Annotated in this window: 18 protein-coding genes and 3 pseudogenes; 2 read left to right on the forward strand and 19 right to left on the reverse strand. The window is 31.6% G+C overall.

Going from position 1 to position 17,418, the window contains the following annotated elements; translation table 11 throughout:
• Positions 1-60: 60 nt before the first annotated feature.
• From JFY71_RS04330 to JFY71_RS12025, 10 genes and pseudogenes are all read right to left on the reverse strand, one after another.
• Positions 61-264, reverse strand: a complete 204-nt coding sequence (locus tag JFY71_RS04330; protein WP_420846428.1) for a hypothetical protein — start codon at positions 262-264, stop codon at positions 61-63.
• Between the two features lie 108 nt (positions 265-372).
• The gene (locus JFY71_RS04335; RefSeq protein ID WP_243661819.1) at positions 373-537 is read right to left on the reverse strand and encodes a hypothetical protein; all 165 of its coding nucleotides are present in this window, start codon (positions 535-537) and stop codon (positions 373-375) included.
• A 165-nt stretch (positions 538-702) separates the two neighbouring features.
• Positions 703-1,113, reverse strand: a complete 411-nt coding sequence (locus tag JFY71_RS04340; protein ID WP_243661820.1) for an iron-containing alcohol dehydrogenase — start codon at positions 1,111-1,113, stop codon at positions 703-705.
• 52 nt (positions 1,114-1,165) lie between these two features.
• Positions 1,166-2,017, reverse strand: a complete 852-nt coding sequence (gene panB, locus JFY71_RS04345; RefSeq protein ID WP_243661821.1) for a 3-methyl-2-oxobutanoate hydroxymethyltransferase — start codon at positions 2,015-2,017, stop codon at positions 1,166-1,168.
• Positions 2,018-2,029: 12 nt separating this feature from the next.
• A pseudogene (locus JFY71_RS12165) lies at positions 2,030-2,335 on the reverse strand (3-methyl-2-oxobutanoate hydroxymethyltransferase); the annotation flags it as partial.
• A gap of 88 nt (positions 2,336-2,423) precedes the next feature.
• A pseudogene (locus tag JFY71_RS12170) lies at positions 2,424-2,852 on the reverse strand (3-methyl-2-oxobutanoate hydroxymethyltransferase).
• A 13-nt stretch (positions 2,853-2,865) separates the two neighbouring features.
• A pseudogene (locus JFY71_RS04355) lies at positions 2,866-3,945 on the reverse strand (dihydroxy-acid dehydratase domain-containing protein).
• On the reverse strand, positions 3,842-4,111 hold the full coding sequence (locus tag JFY71_RS12015) for a hypothetical protein (RefSeq protein WP_338041870.1): 270 nt from the start codon (positions 4,109-4,111) through the stop codon (positions 3,842-3,844). Before JFY71_RS12015 ends, JFY71_RS04355 begins: the two are co-directional and overlap by 104 nt.
• On the reverse strand, positions 4,041-4,466 hold the full coding sequence (locus tag JFY71_RS12020) for a dihydroxy-acid dehydratase domain-containing protein (RefSeq protein WP_263457751.1): 426 nt from the start codon (positions 4,464-4,466) through the stop codon (positions 4,041-4,043). Before JFY71_RS12020 ends, JFY71_RS12015 begins: the two co-directional genes overlap by 71 nt.
• A 512-nt stretch (positions 4,467-4,978) precedes the next feature.
• The gene (locus JFY71_RS12025) at positions 4,979-5,113 is read right to left on the reverse strand and encodes a hypothetical protein (protein ID WP_263457752.1); all 135 of its coding nucleotides are present in this window, start codon (positions 5,111-5,113) and stop codon (positions 4,979-4,981) included.
• A gap of 405 nt (positions 5,114-5,518) precedes the next feature.
• Between JFY71_RS12025 and JFY71_RS12175 the strand changes: the two genes are divergently transcribed.
• Both JFY71_RS12175 and JFY71_RS04360 read left to right on the forward strand, forming a co-directional pair.
• The gene (locus tag JFY71_RS12175; protein ID WP_420846429.1) at positions 5,519-5,725 is read left to right on the forward strand and encodes a transposase; all 207 of its coding nucleotides are present in this window, start codon (positions 5,519-5,521) and stop codon (positions 5,723-5,725) included.
• A 587-nt stretch (positions 5,726-6,312) separates the two neighbouring features.
• Positions 6,313-7,050, forward strand: coding sequence for an IclR family transcriptional regulator (locus tag JFY71_RS04360; RefSeq protein WP_243661822.1), 738 nt, complete (start codon positions 6,313-6,315; stop codon positions 7,048-7,050).
• A 121-nt stretch (positions 7,051-7,171) separates the two neighbouring features.
• Here JFY71_RS04360 and pta read toward each other — a convergent pair whose 3' ends face one another.
• From pta to JFY71_RS04405, 9 genes are all read right to left on the reverse strand, one after another.
• A complete protein-coding gene (gene pta, locus JFY71_RS04365; protein WP_243661823.1) occupies positions 7,172-8,149 on the reverse strand; it encodes a phosphate acetyltransferase in 978 nt (325 codons plus the stop codon).
• Between the two features lie 53 nt (positions 8,150-8,202).
• A complete protein-coding gene (locus JFY71_RS04370; RefSeq protein ID WP_243661824.1) occupies positions 8,203-8,703 on the reverse strand; it encodes a DUF4446 family protein in 501 nt (166 codons plus the stop codon).
• Complete coding sequence (locus JFY71_RS04375) at positions 8,690-9,847, reverse strand: aminotransferase class V-fold PLP-dependent enzyme (RefSeq protein WP_243661825.1); 1,158 nt, start codon at positions 9,845-9,847, stop codon at positions 8,690-8,692. The genes JFY71_RS04370 and JFY71_RS04375 overlap by 14 nt, the downstream gene beginning before the upstream one ends.
• A 16-nt stretch (positions 9,848-9,863) precedes the next feature.
• Positions 9,864-10,508 (reverse strand): cyclodeaminase/cyclohydrolase family protein, encoded by a 645-nt coding sequence (locus JFY71_RS04380; protein ID WP_243661826.1) that lies wholly within the window; start codon positions 10,506-10,508, stop codon positions 9,864-9,866.
• A 5-nt stretch (positions 10,509-10,513) separates the two neighbouring features.
• The gene (locus JFY71_RS04385; protein WP_243661827.1) at positions 10,514-11,335 is read right to left on the reverse strand and encodes a ParB/RepB/Spo0J family partition protein; all 822 of its coding nucleotides are present in this window, start codon (positions 11,333-11,335) and stop codon (positions 10,514-10,516) included.
• Between the two features lie 5 nt (positions 11,336-11,340).
• Entirely contained in the window at positions 11,341-12,102 is a 762-nt protein-coding gene (locus JFY71_RS04390) for a ParA family protein (protein WP_338041871.1), read from the reverse strand.
• A gap of 177 nt (positions 12,103-12,279) precedes the next feature.
• Positions 12,280-14,172 (reverse strand): Cna B-type domain-containing protein, encoded by a 1,893-nt coding sequence (locus tag JFY71_RS04395; RefSeq protein ID WP_243661828.1) that lies wholly within the window; start codon positions 14,170-14,172, stop codon positions 12,280-12,282.
• Between the two features lie 215 nt (positions 14,173-14,387).
• A complete protein-coding gene (locus JFY71_RS04400) occupies positions 14,388-16,613 on the reverse strand; it encodes a HAMP domain-containing sensor histidine kinase (protein ID WP_243661829.1) in 2,226 nt (741 codons plus the stop codon).
• Positions 16,614-16,623: 10 nt separating this feature from the next.
• Positions 16,624-17,316, reverse strand: coding sequence for a response regulator transcription factor (locus tag JFY71_RS04405; protein WP_243661830.1), 693 nt, complete (start codon positions 17,314-17,316; stop codon positions 16,624-16,626).
• Between the last annotated feature and the right edge of the window lie 102 nt (positions 17,317-17,418).

Raw genomic sequence — 17,418 nt, forward strand, 5'->3', positions numbered from 1 at the left:
AAGGTCTTGACTTAAAGTCAAGACCTTATTATTAAATTCTATTGTGTTTTTCTAATCCTACTATAGCTTTTTTATCATATTATGGTTAATATCATATGGTGAATGTTCTATTTCTCCTGTTTCTATTCCCTTATCTATAACAGCATCCATTTCTTCCATTTCTACATCCAAATCCTTCAACCTTATTGGTAATCCAATTTTTTTATAAAAACTAAGTAAGTCATCTAGATAATTTTCTCTATATTCTTCATCCAGAAAAGCCAAGACTAATACGCCATAAGCTACAACCTCGCCATGCAGATGTTTCCTCTCTATCTGAGATAATAAAGTAAATCCATAATATAACGCATGCGCTAAACCAGCATTATAATACTAATGTGTTATAGTACCCGAAACTATTCCTGTTGTAATTATATTAGCTAAAATAACAGCTTCCAATTCTTTACTAACTAGATCTCTACTACAATCTAAATATGCCTTCTCACCATATTTCCTTATTTCCGACCAACATAATTGTCCTAAATTAATTCCCATCATATTAGGATGGTCTAAAAGATCACCTCTAGCGGAAAAATCACTTTCAAAAAATTTTGCAATTGTGTCCCCTATACCTGCCCATAGATATTCCTCTGGAGCCTCTGCTATAATCTTAGTGTTTATAAATGAATGTATTGGAGTTTCATCATAAAAATATAAATTTCTCTATTCACCACTCGGATAATACATTACAAAATTCTTCGTAACGGCTGCACAAGTAGCAGCTATTGTAGGAATTGTGAAGAAAGGTTTTTTTGTTATTTCACGTACATATTTTACAGTATCTATGGCTCTTCCTCCACCTACTCCAAAAATTATATCGACTCTTTTTACATATTCATTCTTAGCAAGTCTTTCTGCATTTTCATATGTTGCATTTCCTCCATACCAGATATAATCTAATATACTCAAAACCGAATCTCCTATCGAATTCTCTATATGTGGTTTAATCTTTTCTAATACAGTTTTTCCTCCTATAAAAACGCAAGTATTACCATATTTACTACAAATTTGAGGAATTAATTTAAAAACATCTTCACCTATAGAATAACTTGGTAGATACATAGTATAGCTCATTAGCTCCTCCTATTTCTTTATCGTAAATATTTTTCTTGTTGATATTATAATTTTATTTATATTCTTCAAATAATTTCTTTACCTTATCTTCTTCCCCTTTTATAATATGATAACAATGTTCATCTTTTGGGAATTCCTTATTCTTTACTTCATTTATATAATCCTTTATGCCACCTATTGCAACTTCAGCTATACTAGCATATTTCTTTACAAATTTAGGAGTAAACTCTTGAAACATTCCTAAGAAATCACCACATATCAACAATTGTCCATCTGCTGATATTCCCGCGCCTATTGAATATACCGGAATAGATAATAATTCTTTAATAAAAGCTGTAATTTCATCTGGCACCCCTTCAATTAGCAAAGCTTGTGCACCAGCTTTTTCAACAGCTATAGCATCTTCAATAACATATCTTGCACTTTCCGCATTACGTCCTTGAGCCTTAAACCCACCTTGAGCTCCTGAACTTTGAGGAGTCAATCCAATATGCCCAAAAACAACTATGCCGGCATCTACAATGGCTTTAATCTTATCTGCTACACGTATTCCACCTTCTAATTTTATAGCATCTACATCTGCCTCTTTTAAAAACCTTACAGCATTACGAACTGCTTGCTCTGTAGATTCTTGATAACTTCCAAATGGCATATCGCCAATTATAAAAGTACTTGGTGCCCCTCTTCTTACAGCCTTACAATGAGATATTTCATCCTCCATCGTTACAGGAACTGTCCCATCATAGCCTAAGACTATCATCCCCAGAGAATCACCTACTAAAATCATATCTATCCCTGCTTGTTCTGCAAAAGATGCCATTGGATAGTCATACGCTGTCATCCATGTAGCAATTTCGCCCTTTTTCTTCATATCATATAGATCTAAAATCGTTTTTTTCTTCATTATTATCTCCTTCTAGTCCGGAATATCATCAGAATTCATTTTATATCCATGCTCAGGCCCTGGAAATATTCCATTATCTATTTCTTCACACCATTGATTATAAGCATTTACCATATCTTCACCTAAATTAGCATATTGTTTTACAAATTTAGGTACAAAGCTATCAAACATTCCTAATAAATCATATGCATTTATATTATGACCGGTAGTATTATGGCCAGCTCCTACGCTTATTGTGGGAATGTCAATACTTTCTTCTATCTTATTTGCCAGTAAAGTCGGAATACATTCCAACACTATAGCAAATGCACCTGATTTTTCTGCCTTTTTTAGCCTCTTCTAAAAGTTTTTTTGCATTTTCCTTTCCTTTCCCTTGTACCTTAAATCCTCCAATACTGCCAGCTGTTTATGGCGTTAATCCAATATGTGCTATTACCGGGATACCTATTTCAGTAACGGCTTTAATCTTATCCATAATAGCTAATCCGCCTTCCATTTTTACGCAATCAGCTCCAAGGGATATAAGACTCCCCGCATTTTTAATCGCATCTTCTCTAGAAGCCTGATATGACATAAACGGCATATCTCCAACTATGAATTTATCCGGTGCACCCTTTCATACACATTTTAAATGATATTGTATTTCATCTATTGTAACTCCATTGGTCCCTTCTTCTCCTTTAATTATCATTCCCAAGGAATCTCCAACTAATATCATATCTATGTTGGTTCTATTTACAATTGAGGCTATTTGATGATCATACACCGTGATCATCTTAAATTTAGTTCCATCTATCTTATGCTGTTTTAAATCATTAATCGTTGGTTTTTTCACACTATTATCCTCCCTATCTTTTAAATTCAGCTCCGCTCATAGCTGAAGTAACCAATTTCGAATATCTATCTAAGTAACCGCCCTTTTTTACCGGAGGTTGAACAGGAGCCCAAAATCTTCTTCTTTTTTCCAACTCCTCTTGAGAAACTTCTATCTCTATTTTTCCTTCCTCTATATCAATTGAAATTATATCCCCATCTCTGATTAGAGCTATCGGTCCTCCTTCTGCCGCTTCAGGTGATACATGCCCTATTGCTGCACCTCTTGTTGCTCAAGAAAATCTTCCATCGGTTATTAAAGCCACAGAGCTTCCCAATCCCATTCCTATTATTGAAGAAGTTGGGGTAAGCATCTCCCTCATTCCAGGTCCACCCTTAGGTCCTTCATTCCTTATAACAACTACATCTCCAGCCTTTACCTCCCCATTGAATATAGCTTCCGTTGCTTCCTCTTCCTTCTCAAATACTATAGCTGGGCCTCTATGTTTCATCATTTCTGGTAAAACACCTGCTTTTTTACAAACCGATCCATCAGGAGCCAAGTTACCATATAAAACTTTAAGCCCACCTGTTTTTGAATAGGCGTTGTCGACATCCCTTATTACATCCTTATCCAAAACAACCGTGTTTTCAATCTCGGCAAAAACATTTTTTCCAGTTACTGTTAAATGATCCTCTAATATACTTAACTTCCTTAGCACATTCATGAGAGCGGCTATCCCTCCAGCCCTATCCAAATCTGCCGTAAAATGTGCGCCTGAGGGTTTTATTTTAACTAACTGAGGCGTTCTTTCATTTATTTTTTCCACAACATCCATATTGAATTCTATATCAGCCTCATTTGCAATAGCAGTTAAATGCAATAAAGTATTAGAAGATCCCCCTATTGCCATATCTACCGTTAAAGCATTTACAAAAGCTTCATTCGTCAATATATCCTTTGGTATAATATTTTTATTCAATAATTCCATTATTTTTTTCCCAGTATTTTTAGCTAAAGCAATTCTTTTTCCTAATGTAGCCGGATATGTGCTGCCGGGTAAACACAAACCCAATGCCTCTGTTAAAAAACCCATGGAATTTGCTGTTCCCATAATATTGCATGCTCCACAGCCAGGCAAAGCACTTTTTTTCAAATTCAGTTAATTTTTCCCTTGTCATTAACTCCCGTTTTACTTCCCCTTGTGCTTCAATCAAATCTGTATATCCTACTTTTTCTCCCTCGAAGCATCCTGTCGCCATAGGGCCACCACTTATCATAACAGCAGGTATATCCAACCTTGCACAAGCAAGCCATAAGCATTCCGGGGGTAATCTTATCACAACCTGTAATCAACACCATAGCATCATATTGATGTCCATTTACTATACATTCAATAGAATCCGCTATTAATTCTCTACTAGCTAAAGGATAATGCATACCGTAATTCCCCTGCCCTAGTCCATCGCATAAAGCTAAAGTAGAAACTTCTATCGGCCTTCCTCCTGCAACTAGAATTCCTTCCTTTACCGCATTGCATATTGTATCTAGATGAACATGCCCCGGTAACGCTTCACTTTGAGTATTTACTACTGCAATTAAAGGTTTATTCAACTCTTCTTCTAAATAGCCCATTGCGTAATATAATCCTCTATGAGCAGCCCTATCTATTCCTTTTTTAATTCTCTATCTAATATATTTTTTTGTTTTTGCTTCATTCCATTTTAAATTGTGTACTTTATATTGTGCTACTGTATAATCAGAAATCAAACTATTTTTTTACATGATCTTAGATATTTTGCGTCTAGAAATCGGATATTCTAATATTCTTAGTTTATCTTTTTTTTATAATTCCATAGTTATTTTTACTCTTCCCAATATTTCTTTTACCTGCTCTACTAGTTTAAAATTAGATTTATTTAGATAATAATAAAGAATAAATCTATGAATTTTAAACAAACTACACATAGCACTAATGCTATATTTATCACGATTCGATATTATTAAATCTATTTTTACCCGGTAGTAGTTTGGTTCGCTTTAAAATATCATTTTCCATCTTTAATTGCTGAGAAGTCTTATTAATTCTTTTTCTTCCTCTGTTTTATTATCATCAATTTTAAATGACTTGGAATTATTATATCTCGTTACCAACTTCTTAATGCAGCTGTTGAAATTTCATATTTTTTACTTAGACTTCGATAGATATGGTTTCCTTGATTATAGATTTTCTCCATTTGTTCTTTAAATTTATTATCGTATCTCTCATCTATACCACTCATGATTTAACTCCTTGTTTTTATTATCTAGATTCTATCATGTTTGGTATAAAACTGTCCTATTTAGTGTAGCCTATCTAGGTATCTCTTGATCATATTGTCGATATTATGTTTCCTGAACTTACTTATTGTCTTTATTCTGTTAATCAAAAATTTACTATAGCTACACTTTGCAAGTTTCCTTTTCTTAATTTGATATAAGGCTTACCTTACTAAATTTACCAATATTCTTAAGAAAAACTCCAAGGTAAGTATTCTAAGGATAATGCTATTCAAATTAGGAACTCAACTAATAATTCCATAGGTTCGGAGAGTAGAGCTTTAGGTTTTTAACTTAAACAAATCATTCGTTTAATTAATGATATTGAAGAAGTGATTTTATTGCTTGATAATGAGATAAAATCTATTATGAATAATATTCAAAGTCCTATTTTGACAATATCTAGTATCTCATATATTCTTGGTTCTATTATTCTATCTGAGTTAGGTGATATTCATGGATTTTCTTCTACTTCAAAGCTTGTAGCTTTTACAGGACTTGATCCCTCTACTCATCAATCGGTAATTTTAGAGCTAACAATGTGTCTACGATTAAAAGAGATTTCTCTTATTTAATATGGGCTTTAATTCATGCTGCTAGGCTAATAAGCATGAGAGATAACAGTTTTAAAGGTTATTACCAAAAGAAACGTAATAAAGGTAAGTGTCATAATGTTGCTATTACTCATGTTGCTAAAAAGGTTGTTAGGGTTCTTTATCATTCGTTAACAAATAATTTGGAGTTTATGCCTAAATAATATCTTTCCTCTTCAATTTTTAATGTTGAGTTTGTTTTTTGTATGCTTATTTTTAATTATTTCGTTGTTTATGTTATTTTTTATTTTTTTATTGACTTCATATAGTTAGTCTTTTCATTTTTAAAAATCTCTAAACATTTTTACCAATCTTTCATCATTGTTTATACAATTACAATATTCCCTCTCCTTTCTTGATTAATTTATAGTGTTATAAATTAATAATTAATATAATCACTTCGATTTTCGTCTCGTTATACGGCATTATGTTTCGTATTTCTTGCCTTTATTAAACCATAAGTTTAGACTTTTGTCAATTTGAATTGACATTATATTTCTCACTATTTAACTTATGTTATAATATATACAAAATTCTTATTACTTAACTTATAAGGGAGGGCTATTTTTATGATCCAATCAATTGAACGAGCTATGAACATTCTTGAATTATTTTTAATTCTAAATAAAAATGAATTAAGCATTAAAGATATTGTCAGCAACATTGATCTACCTAAAAGCACTTGTTTTAGAATAGTAAAAACATTATATGAACTTGGATATTTGAATCAAAACCCTGAGAATTCAAAATATTATTTAAGTTGGAAAATGCTTTCTTTTTCCGATCACATAAAAGAGAACAACTTAATTATAAAAACTGTCAAACCACATGTGGTTAAATTAAGAGATTATTTTGGAGAAACCGTCCATTGTTCAGTACAAGAAGATGACAGTATAATATATATAGCAGTAGAAGAATCTGAAAAAAAACTTTTTTTCCGCACGGGTATAGGCAAGAAGAACTACATACATGCAACAGCTGTGGGAAAAGCTATACTGGCCTTCAATTCTGAAGAAAATTTAGAATATATTCTTAGAAAACCTTTAATTAAATTGACCAATACGACCATAACAGATCCTGATATATTTAAAAATGAACTATTAAACATACGAAAATGTGGATACGCTATTGATAATGAGGAAAGTGTCGAGGGACTTTTTTGTATAGCAGTTCCAGTGTTAAGAGGCGAAGAAGCAATTGCTGCAATAAGTATATCTACTCCAAGTATAAGAGTAAGTAATGAAATAAAATCCGACATGATAGAAAAACTTTTACAGGTATCAAAAGATTTGAAAAACATTTTATAAAAAGGTTCTAAAATTTATAGTGTTGGTTAAGGAAAATCAAAATCTTCTCCAACACTATTTACCAAAGAAACTAAATAAAAAAAGCACCGGATTTCTCCAGTGCTAATCTTAGTACATAATTTTATTTTTCTAATGCTTGTGCTGCTGTTATTAATGATAGTTTGTAAATATCCTCTTCGTTACTTCCTCTTGAAAGGTCTGATATTGGCATATTTAATCCTTGTAAAATTGGTCCTATTGCCTCATATCCTCCAAGTCTTTGTGCTATCTTATAACCTATGTTTCCAGCTTGTAGGTCTGGGAACACAAATACATTAGCTTTTCCGGCTACCGGTGAATTTGGTGCTTTTTTAGCTCCTACTTCCGGTGCTACAGCTGCATCAAATTGCATTTCGCCATCTAAAGCTAAATCCGGTGCTAATTCTTTAGCTATTTTTGTAGCTTCTGCAACTCTTTCAGCAAGTTCGTGTTTTGCTGAACCCATTGTTGAGAAACTTAGCATTGCAACTTTTGGATCTATATCAAAAATTCTAGCTGTTTTTGCTGTTTCTACAGCTACTTCTGCTAATTCTTGTGGTTCTAATGTAATATTAATAGCAATATCGGCAAACATATATTTTTCGCCATTTTGTCCTAACATTAACATTGCTCCACTAGTTCTTGAAACTCCCGGTCTAGTTTTTATTATTTGTAATGCCGGTCTTACAGTATCTCCTGTTGAAAATACTGCTCCACTTACTAAGCCATCGGCTTTTCCTGTGTAAACTAACATAGTTCCAAAATAGTTAACTGTCTTTAGCATTTCTACTGCTTGTTCTCTTGTTGCTTTTCCTTTTCTTCTTTCAACAAAAGCATCTACTAATGCATCAAACTCATCATATTTTTCAATTTCAATAATTTGTAGTTTAGAAATATCAAAAGAATTTTCCTTTGCAGTCTTTTTTATTTCTTCAATATCTCCAAGCATTATAGGTTCAATTAAACCTTCATTCTTAAGTTTTATTGCTGCACCTAAAACCCTTTTGTCCTCACCTTCTGGAAATACAATTTTCATATTTTTTCCAGCTACTTTTTCTTTAATAGATTCTATAATATTCAATATTACTCACTCCTATTTAAGTATATATAAGTATAGTATCATGAATTTCATTTTCAATATGTGTTCAGTGCCTTATCTAAGGCGATTTTTTCATCATCTGAAATATTGGCCTTGGCTTTTCCCTTTTCTATTTCCTTTGAAAAAGACACCGAGCTCTCTCTACCATATATGCTGGTTATCATAACGCCGTTATTATAACTATCTAGCAAGACTAGAGTATATGATAATCTATTTCTAAGTTCCGGAAAGGCATCATATTTATGAAATCCAACTTTCTGAATGGACCTAGAAACATCTGACTTTATTACTTCCTGTACAGATATTATGTTTCCCATTTCTGCCTTAATCTTGTCAATATCTTCAGAATGTGCAACTAGAACTTCTTCTAAATTCAGCTCCCCTTTGCCCTTTAGAATATTATCGTATCTTTTTTTTAATCTATTAATTTTTTTATTTAATTTAAATATATTAGAAAAAGCTACAAACATAAAAAATGCTAAAAGAATAAACAAGAAAAAACTTCCTGTTTGTACAATAGTTTTAAATGTTTCCATTAGTTACCTCTTTCGCAATTTTTTCTAAAATCTCCAACGCTTTTTGTACTTCTTCTAAAGTATTAAAATACGAGAAGCTAAAACGCGCTGCTCCTAATTTTTCTGTTCCTATACTCCTATGTGCTAAAGGAGCACAATGGTAACCTGCTCTTACACAAATTCCATATTCATCATCTAGTTTAAAAGCCAATTCTGATGAATCCAAACCCTTTATATTTATAGGTACAACATGACCTTGTCTACTATCTTTTGGACCGTATACAGTTATTTCCTTTATATTTTTTAATCCATCTATAAACTTATTTTTTAATTGGTTTTCATGATTCCTTATAACTTCTAGTCCTACTTCATTTATAAAGTCTATTCCTGCGCCTAGGCCTACTATGGAAGTCCCATTTAAGGTACCTGCTTCTAATCTGTCAGGATAAACTTTTGGTTGGTTTAAGTCTAGGGAAAAACTTCCTGTTCCACCTTCCATTATGGTTTTTAATTCTAAGTCCCCATTAATATACAGGGCACCTGTTCCCATTGGACCAAATAATGATTTATGTCCCGGAAAACAAAGAATATCTATATTTGACTTAATAACATCTATATTTAAATAACCTATTCCCTGAGCTGCGTCTACTATTAGTTTTATATTATTTTCTTTTAATATTTCCGAAATTTTATCTATTTCCGTTATAGTTCCAACTAGATTACTCATAATTGTAATTACACATAATTTCGTATTTTCTCTAATAGCGTTTTTTATATCATCTATATCTATTAATCCTAATTCATTAGCAGGAATTATTGTTAAATCGATATAGCCAATATTTTCCAGTTGTTTTAAAGGCCTAAGAACAGAATTGTGCTCCATAGCTGTAGTAATTACATGACTTTTCTCTTCTACAATACCTTTTATTGCAATGTTTAAACTCTCTGTGCAATTTTTAGTGAAAATAAGATTTAAAGGGTTGTCCCCTCCAATAAAATCCGTTAGTTTTTGCCTCACATCAAAAATTTCCCTGTCCATTTTTAAAGAAAGTCTGTGCCCTGACCTGCCAGGATTTGCACCAAAGTTTTTCATTGCGTCTAATGTTTTTTCATAAACTATTTCCGGTTTTGGAAATGTAGTTGCAGCGTTATCAAAATATATCAAAGTTACCCCTCAAATTCTATTTCATAATTTCTAATCTACCATAACAGCTATCCATTAACTCTTCTTTTAATTCTTTTATTTCCTTAGTATATTTAGCTAGTTTTTCCTTTACTTCTTCCTTATAAGGACCTTCATCAATACTATTTAAGTTAATTATTACATTTAATAAAACAGCCTCGCCACTTGCTGCCAATAACAAGGTTCCGGCTCCCTGGTCTGTAATTGCATAAATATTTCCATATTTTGCAAAGGATCTTTGATTTCTCATACATTCTAAAATCAATTCGCAAGTCCTTAATGGAACATCCATTGCAACCTTGTATCCCTCTTGAATTTTTTGCTTTCTAAAAGCTTTTTCCTCATCTGTTTCCTTTGGTAATTTATAAGCATCTAAAACTCCATCAAAGGATTTAGCATCTTCATCTACCATTTTCTTTAGCTCTTCTATTAAAGCGTCCATTTTATCGTAGTCTTTTTTTACTTCATCTTTAATGGATTCATCTAAGGATTCAAAGGATTTTTTTCCATATGTTAAATTAGCAACCATCATAGTCAAAGCTGCACCTAAGGCTCCCGTATAGCCTACTACCGAACCTCCACCCGGCATATCCTTACTCTTTGTTTTTTCCAAGTATTCAACAAGTCCCATGTCAATAAACATAATAATTAACCTCCTATTATTTCTAATATTCTTTCTAAGTCATCATTGTTCATATATGTTATTTCAATTTTCCCACCTTTTCTTTTAGGTTTCAAATTTACTTTTGTTCCTAACCTTTCAACAAGTTTTTCTTCCAATTCCTGTTGATAAATATCCTTAGTTCTTTTTTTAGTAGTAAGTTTCTCTACATCTCTAACATTAGATTGTTTTAACAATAATTTATCTAACATCTTAAATCTGTTTTTCCTATCCTTAATAGATAGCAAGGACCTAGCCTGTGTTGATGTAATATTTCCCTCTTTTAAATGGTCCAATATTTCCGGATCGAGTTTTAAAAGTCTAATAGTATTGGCTATATAGGATCTACTTTTACCAATTCTTTCACTTAACTCCTGTTGAGTATAATTAAATTCCTTCATTAACTCATCGTAAGCCATAGCTTCTTCAAAAGGGTTAAGATCTTCCCTTTGAATATTTTCAATTATGGATATTTCCTTAATGTCTTCATCGTCAATATCCATAATTCTAACAGGAATTTTGTCTAATTTCGCTAAAGAAGCCGCCCTGTATCTTCTTTCCCCTGCAACAATTTCATAAATATCATCTTTTTGTCTAACAATAATCGGTTGAATTATTCCAAATTCTAAAATTGAATCCCTTAACTCCATTAGGGATTCTTCGTCAAATTCCTTTCTTGGCTGATCTTTTCTAGGAAAAATTTTATTTAATTCCAGTTCTTGAACTTCTCCATCTTCAATAGTCTCTTCTATATCTTGTGGGATTAATGCTTCTAACCCCTTACCTAACCCTTTTTTTCTTGCCATCATATCACCTATTTATTATTCTTGATTATTTCTTTAGCCAACTTTTCATACGCAATAGCCCCTTTGGATTTTTCATCATAATCAAAAATGCTTTCCCCATAACTAGGAGCTTCTGCAAGACGAACATTTCTTGGAATAATAGTTTTAAAAACCTTGTTTTTAAAATATTTTTTAACTTCCTCAACTACCTCTAATGAAAGATTATTTCTTCCATCAAACATACTAATTAAAACACCTTCAACCTCTAACTTCTTATTTAAAGATTTTTTTACTAAATTTATAGTTTCTACTAATTGACTTACACCTTCCAGTGCGTAATATTCACTTTGGATTGGAATTAAAACAGAATCCGATGCTGTTAGTGCATTAATACTAAGAATTCCTAAAGAAGGCGGGCAGTCCATTATAATATAATCGTAATCCTTACAATCCCTTAAAGCTTTTTTTAAAATCGATTCCCTGTCAGCTATATTAATAAGTTCTACTTCTACTCCTGACAAAGCTGTATTTGAAGGTATTATATCAACGTTTTTAGATTCAGTTTTATATATTAATTCAGAAATCGGTAAAGTATCATTAATAAATAAATCATAAACATTATGCTCTAATGTGTTTTTATCTATACCAAAACCGGATGAACTATTCCCTTGAGGGTCAAGATCAACTACTAAGACTTTTTTCTTTTTAAGCCCTAAAGCTGCCGATAAATTTACGACTGTCGTGGTTTTTCCTACTCCACCTTTTTGGTTAAATACGCAAATTGCTTTCATAATACCTCCTTCTTCAAATAATTATAGCATATTTTATTACAGCAGATTTACAATTGCCCTATTTGTCTATTATATCAGCTTTCTACTATATTATGTAGAAAAATAAATACTCTAAAATTATGCAATATAAAAAAACGGATTTACTAAAAGTAAATCCGCCTTTTTATAACATGAACCTTAGTCATCTTTTTTCTTAAATTGACTTATTCCTCCCAGTACTAATCCTAGTCCTGCAATAGATGTTCCTAATGTACTAGCTATACCGGTTTTTGGTAATTGTCTTCTAGTTGTACTTCTTCCTACACTTGTTGTTTTTAAAGTATTAGTAACTATTAAATTACCTGTTTTTCTGTCCGTACTGTATTTAGCCTCGTATCCCCTTGGAACATTTACTTCTTTAACAGTATATTTAACTGTTTTACTATTTTCTGTTTTATCTAAATTGGTCCATGTATATTTCCATTTGTTTTTTTCATCAAGTTTAACAGTTTGTCCTATTGCCTTGCCATTTTTATATAGTCTAACCTCTACACTTGTAGGTCTAGATTTAGAATTTTTGTCATCCCATTTCTTTTCTACAGTAACTGATGTTTTATTATTGTCTGTAGGAGTTGTTTTTATAGTATTTATTACATAAACCCTTCCAACCTTACTTTTTGTATCGTAGCTTACTTCGTATCCCTTTGGAACATTTACCTCTTTAACAGTATATTCTATATTTTTACCATTTTCTGTTTTTGGTAAATTATCCCAAGTGTAGGTCCATTTATTATTGGCATCAAGCTTTACTGCTTCTCCAGTCGCCTTATTGTCCTTATATAGTTGAACTTCTACATAGCTTGGACGCGCTTTTGTTTTATTGTCATTGTCCTTCCAGACTTTTTCCGCTGTTATTGATGTCGTTTCAACTTCAACCGGTTTTATAGTATTTATTACATAAACCCTTCCGACCTTGCTTTTTGCATCATAGCTTACTTCGTACCCTTTTGGAACATTTACCTCTTTAACAGTATATTCTATATTTTTATCATTTTCTGTTTTTGGTAAATTATCCCAAGTATGAGTCCATTTATTATTGGCATCAAGCTTTACTGCTTCTCCAGTTGCCTTATTGTCCTTATATAGTTGAACTTCCACATAGCTTGGACGTGCTTTTGTTTTATTGCCATTGTCCTTCCATACTTTTTCCGCTGTTATTGATGTTGTTTCAGCTGGTGCTGTAGGTTCTTCTTTTAAGGTTGCTGTTATTGTTTCCTTCTCTTTATTATAAACAAAATCATAGTCTTTAGCCGGCTCTACTACAGTAACTGTATAATCGTCTGCCTTGTCTAAATCTGACCATGTATATGTCCAATTATTACCTTCATTTAATTCTACAGGTTCATTTACAGCTGTTCCACCCTTGTTTAACTGCACTTTTATACTTGCAGGACGAAGGTTTTTGGAGTTATTATTATCCTCCCAAACATTTCTTACCTTAACACTTATTTTTTCTTCCTTCGTTTCTACTACAGTAGTTACTTCCGGTGCCTTAGTTTCTTTAGCTTGTTTAGTTTCTTCTGTTGCTACTGTAGTTTGTTTATCTTCTTCTACCTTAGGAGCTTCTGTCGCTTTTGGTGTTTCAGCCTTTGCTAAGGTAATTTTTTCCTCTACTTTAGGAGCCTTTGTAGAGCTGGTTTCTACTACTTTATTTTCCTCAACCTTATAAGTAGCAGTAATTGTAATTAATCCACCCTTTGTATTTTTGCTTATTATGTATTCACTAGGAAAAGTCTTTTCCTTTACAGTGTAGTTTATAGCCTTGCCTTTTTCTTCCTTAGCTAAACCAGCCCATTTATAAGACCATTTACCCCTCTCATTTAAAGTGGCTGTACCTACAGACTTTTCATTTGCAAATAATTCAACCTCTACAGATTCCGGTCTTTTGCCATTTTTATTTTCATTATCAGACCAATTTACTTTAACATTTACCTCTCCTGTTGTTGATGCCAGCGTTTGTATTGGTAATATAATATTTAACAACATAAAGGAAAGTACCAAGAATGACAATCCTTTCTTAAACTTTTTCATAATAACCCCCCTCTCTTTATATATAGATACGAAATTAAACTTCCATATCTATCATTTGAAAAAATTAAACTAAAGAAACTTCTTTCTACTTTTATTATACCTATTATTGTCTAATACTAAACTAACAATATCATTACAATATAGTCTTTGAAACTATTAAAGTAAATAAAAAAACAAGTAACTTACTTTAATAAAAAGTTACTTGTTTTACTATATTATTCCTTAGGAAACTCTACAATTACTTTGAACAGATCTCCATCAATTTCTATATTGAATCTTCCACCTTGTCCTTCTACTAAAGAAGAAGCTATTGAAAGACCTAAACCTGAACCATCGGTTGTTCTGGACTTGTCTCCTCTTGTAAAGCGTTCCATTAATTCATCTGCCGAAATATTTAATTCATAGGCAGAGATATTTTTAATGGTAAGTTCAACACTTTCTAAACTTTCCCTTAAATCCATATACACCCTGGTGTTTTCTTGGGCATATTTATAAATGTTACTCATAATATTATCTAAAACCCTATAGGTTTTGTTACCATCTAACTCTAGAACTATAGGATAGTCCGGCTTATTAAATACTATAGTTAAGTTCTTTTCTTCAAAATAATCCTTCCATTCTCCAATTCCCTGTAAAGTAAGGGCAGAAAAATCCAATTTTTCCTTTTCAAATTCTATATTATTAGTAGTCGCCTTACTTATTTGAAATAAATCCTCAATTAAGGTTTTTAATTTTAAGGACTTTTCATAAACTACCTTTGCATATTCCTGTTTTTCTTCAGGGGAGGCCTCTTCATCTATTAAAATTTTAGAATAGTTTATAATTGATGTTAAAGGAGTTTTTAAGTCGTGGCTAACATTTGTAATAAGTTCCGTTCTCATTCTTTCAGCCTTAACCTGTTCCTCAACAGCTGTAGTTAAATTATCTCCTATTGTGTTAAAATTATGGGCTATATTTTTGAAATATGGCATAGTTTCATCTACTTTAACATCGTAGTTTCCCTTAGCTATTTCAGAGGACTTGTCGTTAATATTTTTTATATTCTTTACAAAGCTTTTAATTAGTAGGAAGGTTCCTACTAAGGCTATTAGTCCAAAAAAGAACCATGCATTCATATTCCCTCTTAAAGCACTAAAGAATATTACAATCATTGCCAAGATTAGAGTAACTAAGGCAGTCCCAAGTAGTCCTATAGTTCCTACATCCTTTATTTGGGATTTAATAAACATTTCAATTCTTTTAGCCAGTCCTACTATTTTTCTTATTGCCCAAGCAACAAGGGTCTTGTTTTTAATAGAATAAATTATTCCATTATTATAGAGAACCTTAATAACAAATAATCCATAGGAGAAAAGCATAAGTCCCATAATTGAAGCAAGGGATAAAGCTACTATTTTTGCAATAAAATTCGTCATTAATATTCCACTTATATAAAATTCATTAAAAACTCCCTGTAATATTAATATAATCATAGTAAATATTGCAAAACAAGAAATAATTGAAATATCCAAATACCATCTATCCATAAACCTAATATATTTTATATTTTTCATCTTTTCATAGTCACTTAAGGCGTTAAATATTAATACCAATAAGGCAGCTAGGGCTATTGCCGGTAAAAAACCCAGTAGTACAAGTCGTTCTATATTGTATATTATAAAAGGATTGCTTATTACATCTGCTTCTTTAACAGATACAATAAATTCAGCCTCTTGGACAGGAGACTTATCATAATTATAGATTATTACATCCCCTGTAGGATAATAATAACCTGCCCCATCTTCAATATTCGCTATTAACTTCTCCCCATCTTCATCATAAATTTCCCCACTTTCCATAGTGGATGGTTCAAAGCTACCATAATCTCCCTTAACATACCTTGCATCTTCTTCATCTGCCGGAGTAAAGGAACTTGCCTTACTGACTTTATCTAAATAATCTTCATCTGATGAATTTATGGTTTCAGCAACTTCCTTGTTCTGTTTTGCTTCAGAAAAATATACATTTAACATCTCTTCTGTCTGATTTTTTATATTTTCATCTTCTATATTGTTATTTTCAAGTTCTAAGCCGGCATCTTTGATAAATTTTCCCCTTAGAAAAATTAAGTTCCCCTTGTCTTCTTCAATATCTTCTAAATTTTTATCATGAAAGGCTCTTGCTAAAACTTCCTCTTCTTCATTTTCATATTTGAAATCAATTTTATAGTTTACTAAATTTTCAATACTAACATCATGACTGTTTAATTTTCTATTTAAATCTATTAAAAAATCATTCTCTATATATTTTTTGGTTATATCTTTTTCCGATAGACTTGTATTACTTTCAAGTATGGCAAACCCTACAGCAGCAGATATTAATATAATAATTATGAAGGTTAAAATCCTTCCCCAACCTGTGTACCTTAATTTATTAAAAAACCCTTTATTTTCATTGTTCATAAAAGTCACCTTAATCCCCTTCAAATTTATAGCCTAAGCCCCATGCAACCTTAATATACATTGGATTTTTTGGGTCTATTTCTATTTTTTCCCTAATTCGTCTAATATGAACTGTTACAGTTTTTGAATCCAGTGCAGGCTCGTTCCAAATTCTTTCATAAATCTCATCAATGGAAAAAACCCTATTGGGATTTTTCATTAAAAGTTCTAAAATATCATATTCAATAGAAGTAAGGTGGACTGTTTTACCATCAACATTTGCAGTCTTTTCCAGAGTATTAAGCTTTACTCCTCCAATTTCTATAATATCGTCGTTAACTTTTTTCACCTGATAACTATAAAATCTTCTAATAGCTGAATTAACCCTAGCAATTAATTCTAAATTATTAAATGGTTTAGTAATATAATCATCTGCACCAATATTAAGACCTGTGATTTTATCCATATCCTCTGATTTTGCAGATAATATTATTATTGGAACATAGGAAATTTCCCTTAGTTTTATAATAGCCTCTTCACCTGAAAGGTTTGGCATCATTAAATCCATAATAACTAGGTCAATCTTATTTTCCTTAAAAATCTTTAGTCCTTCCAAACCATCGTAAGCCTTAAAAATATTATAATTTTGATTTTTTAAAAATATTTCAATAGAATTTGCTATTGCCACATCATCTTCACAAACTAAAATATTGTAACTTTTCATATTAACTCTCCTTTGTACTTTTATAATAACAATTAAATTTTACAAACTTATTACTTAATTATTAAGAAATTATTAAGACAATACAATAATTATATAATATTA

Source organism: Miniphocaeibacter halophilus, assembly GCF_016458825.1.
Lineage (GTDB): Bacteria > Bacillota > Clostridia > Tissierellales > Peptoniphilaceae > Miniphocaeibacter > Miniphocaeibacter halophilus.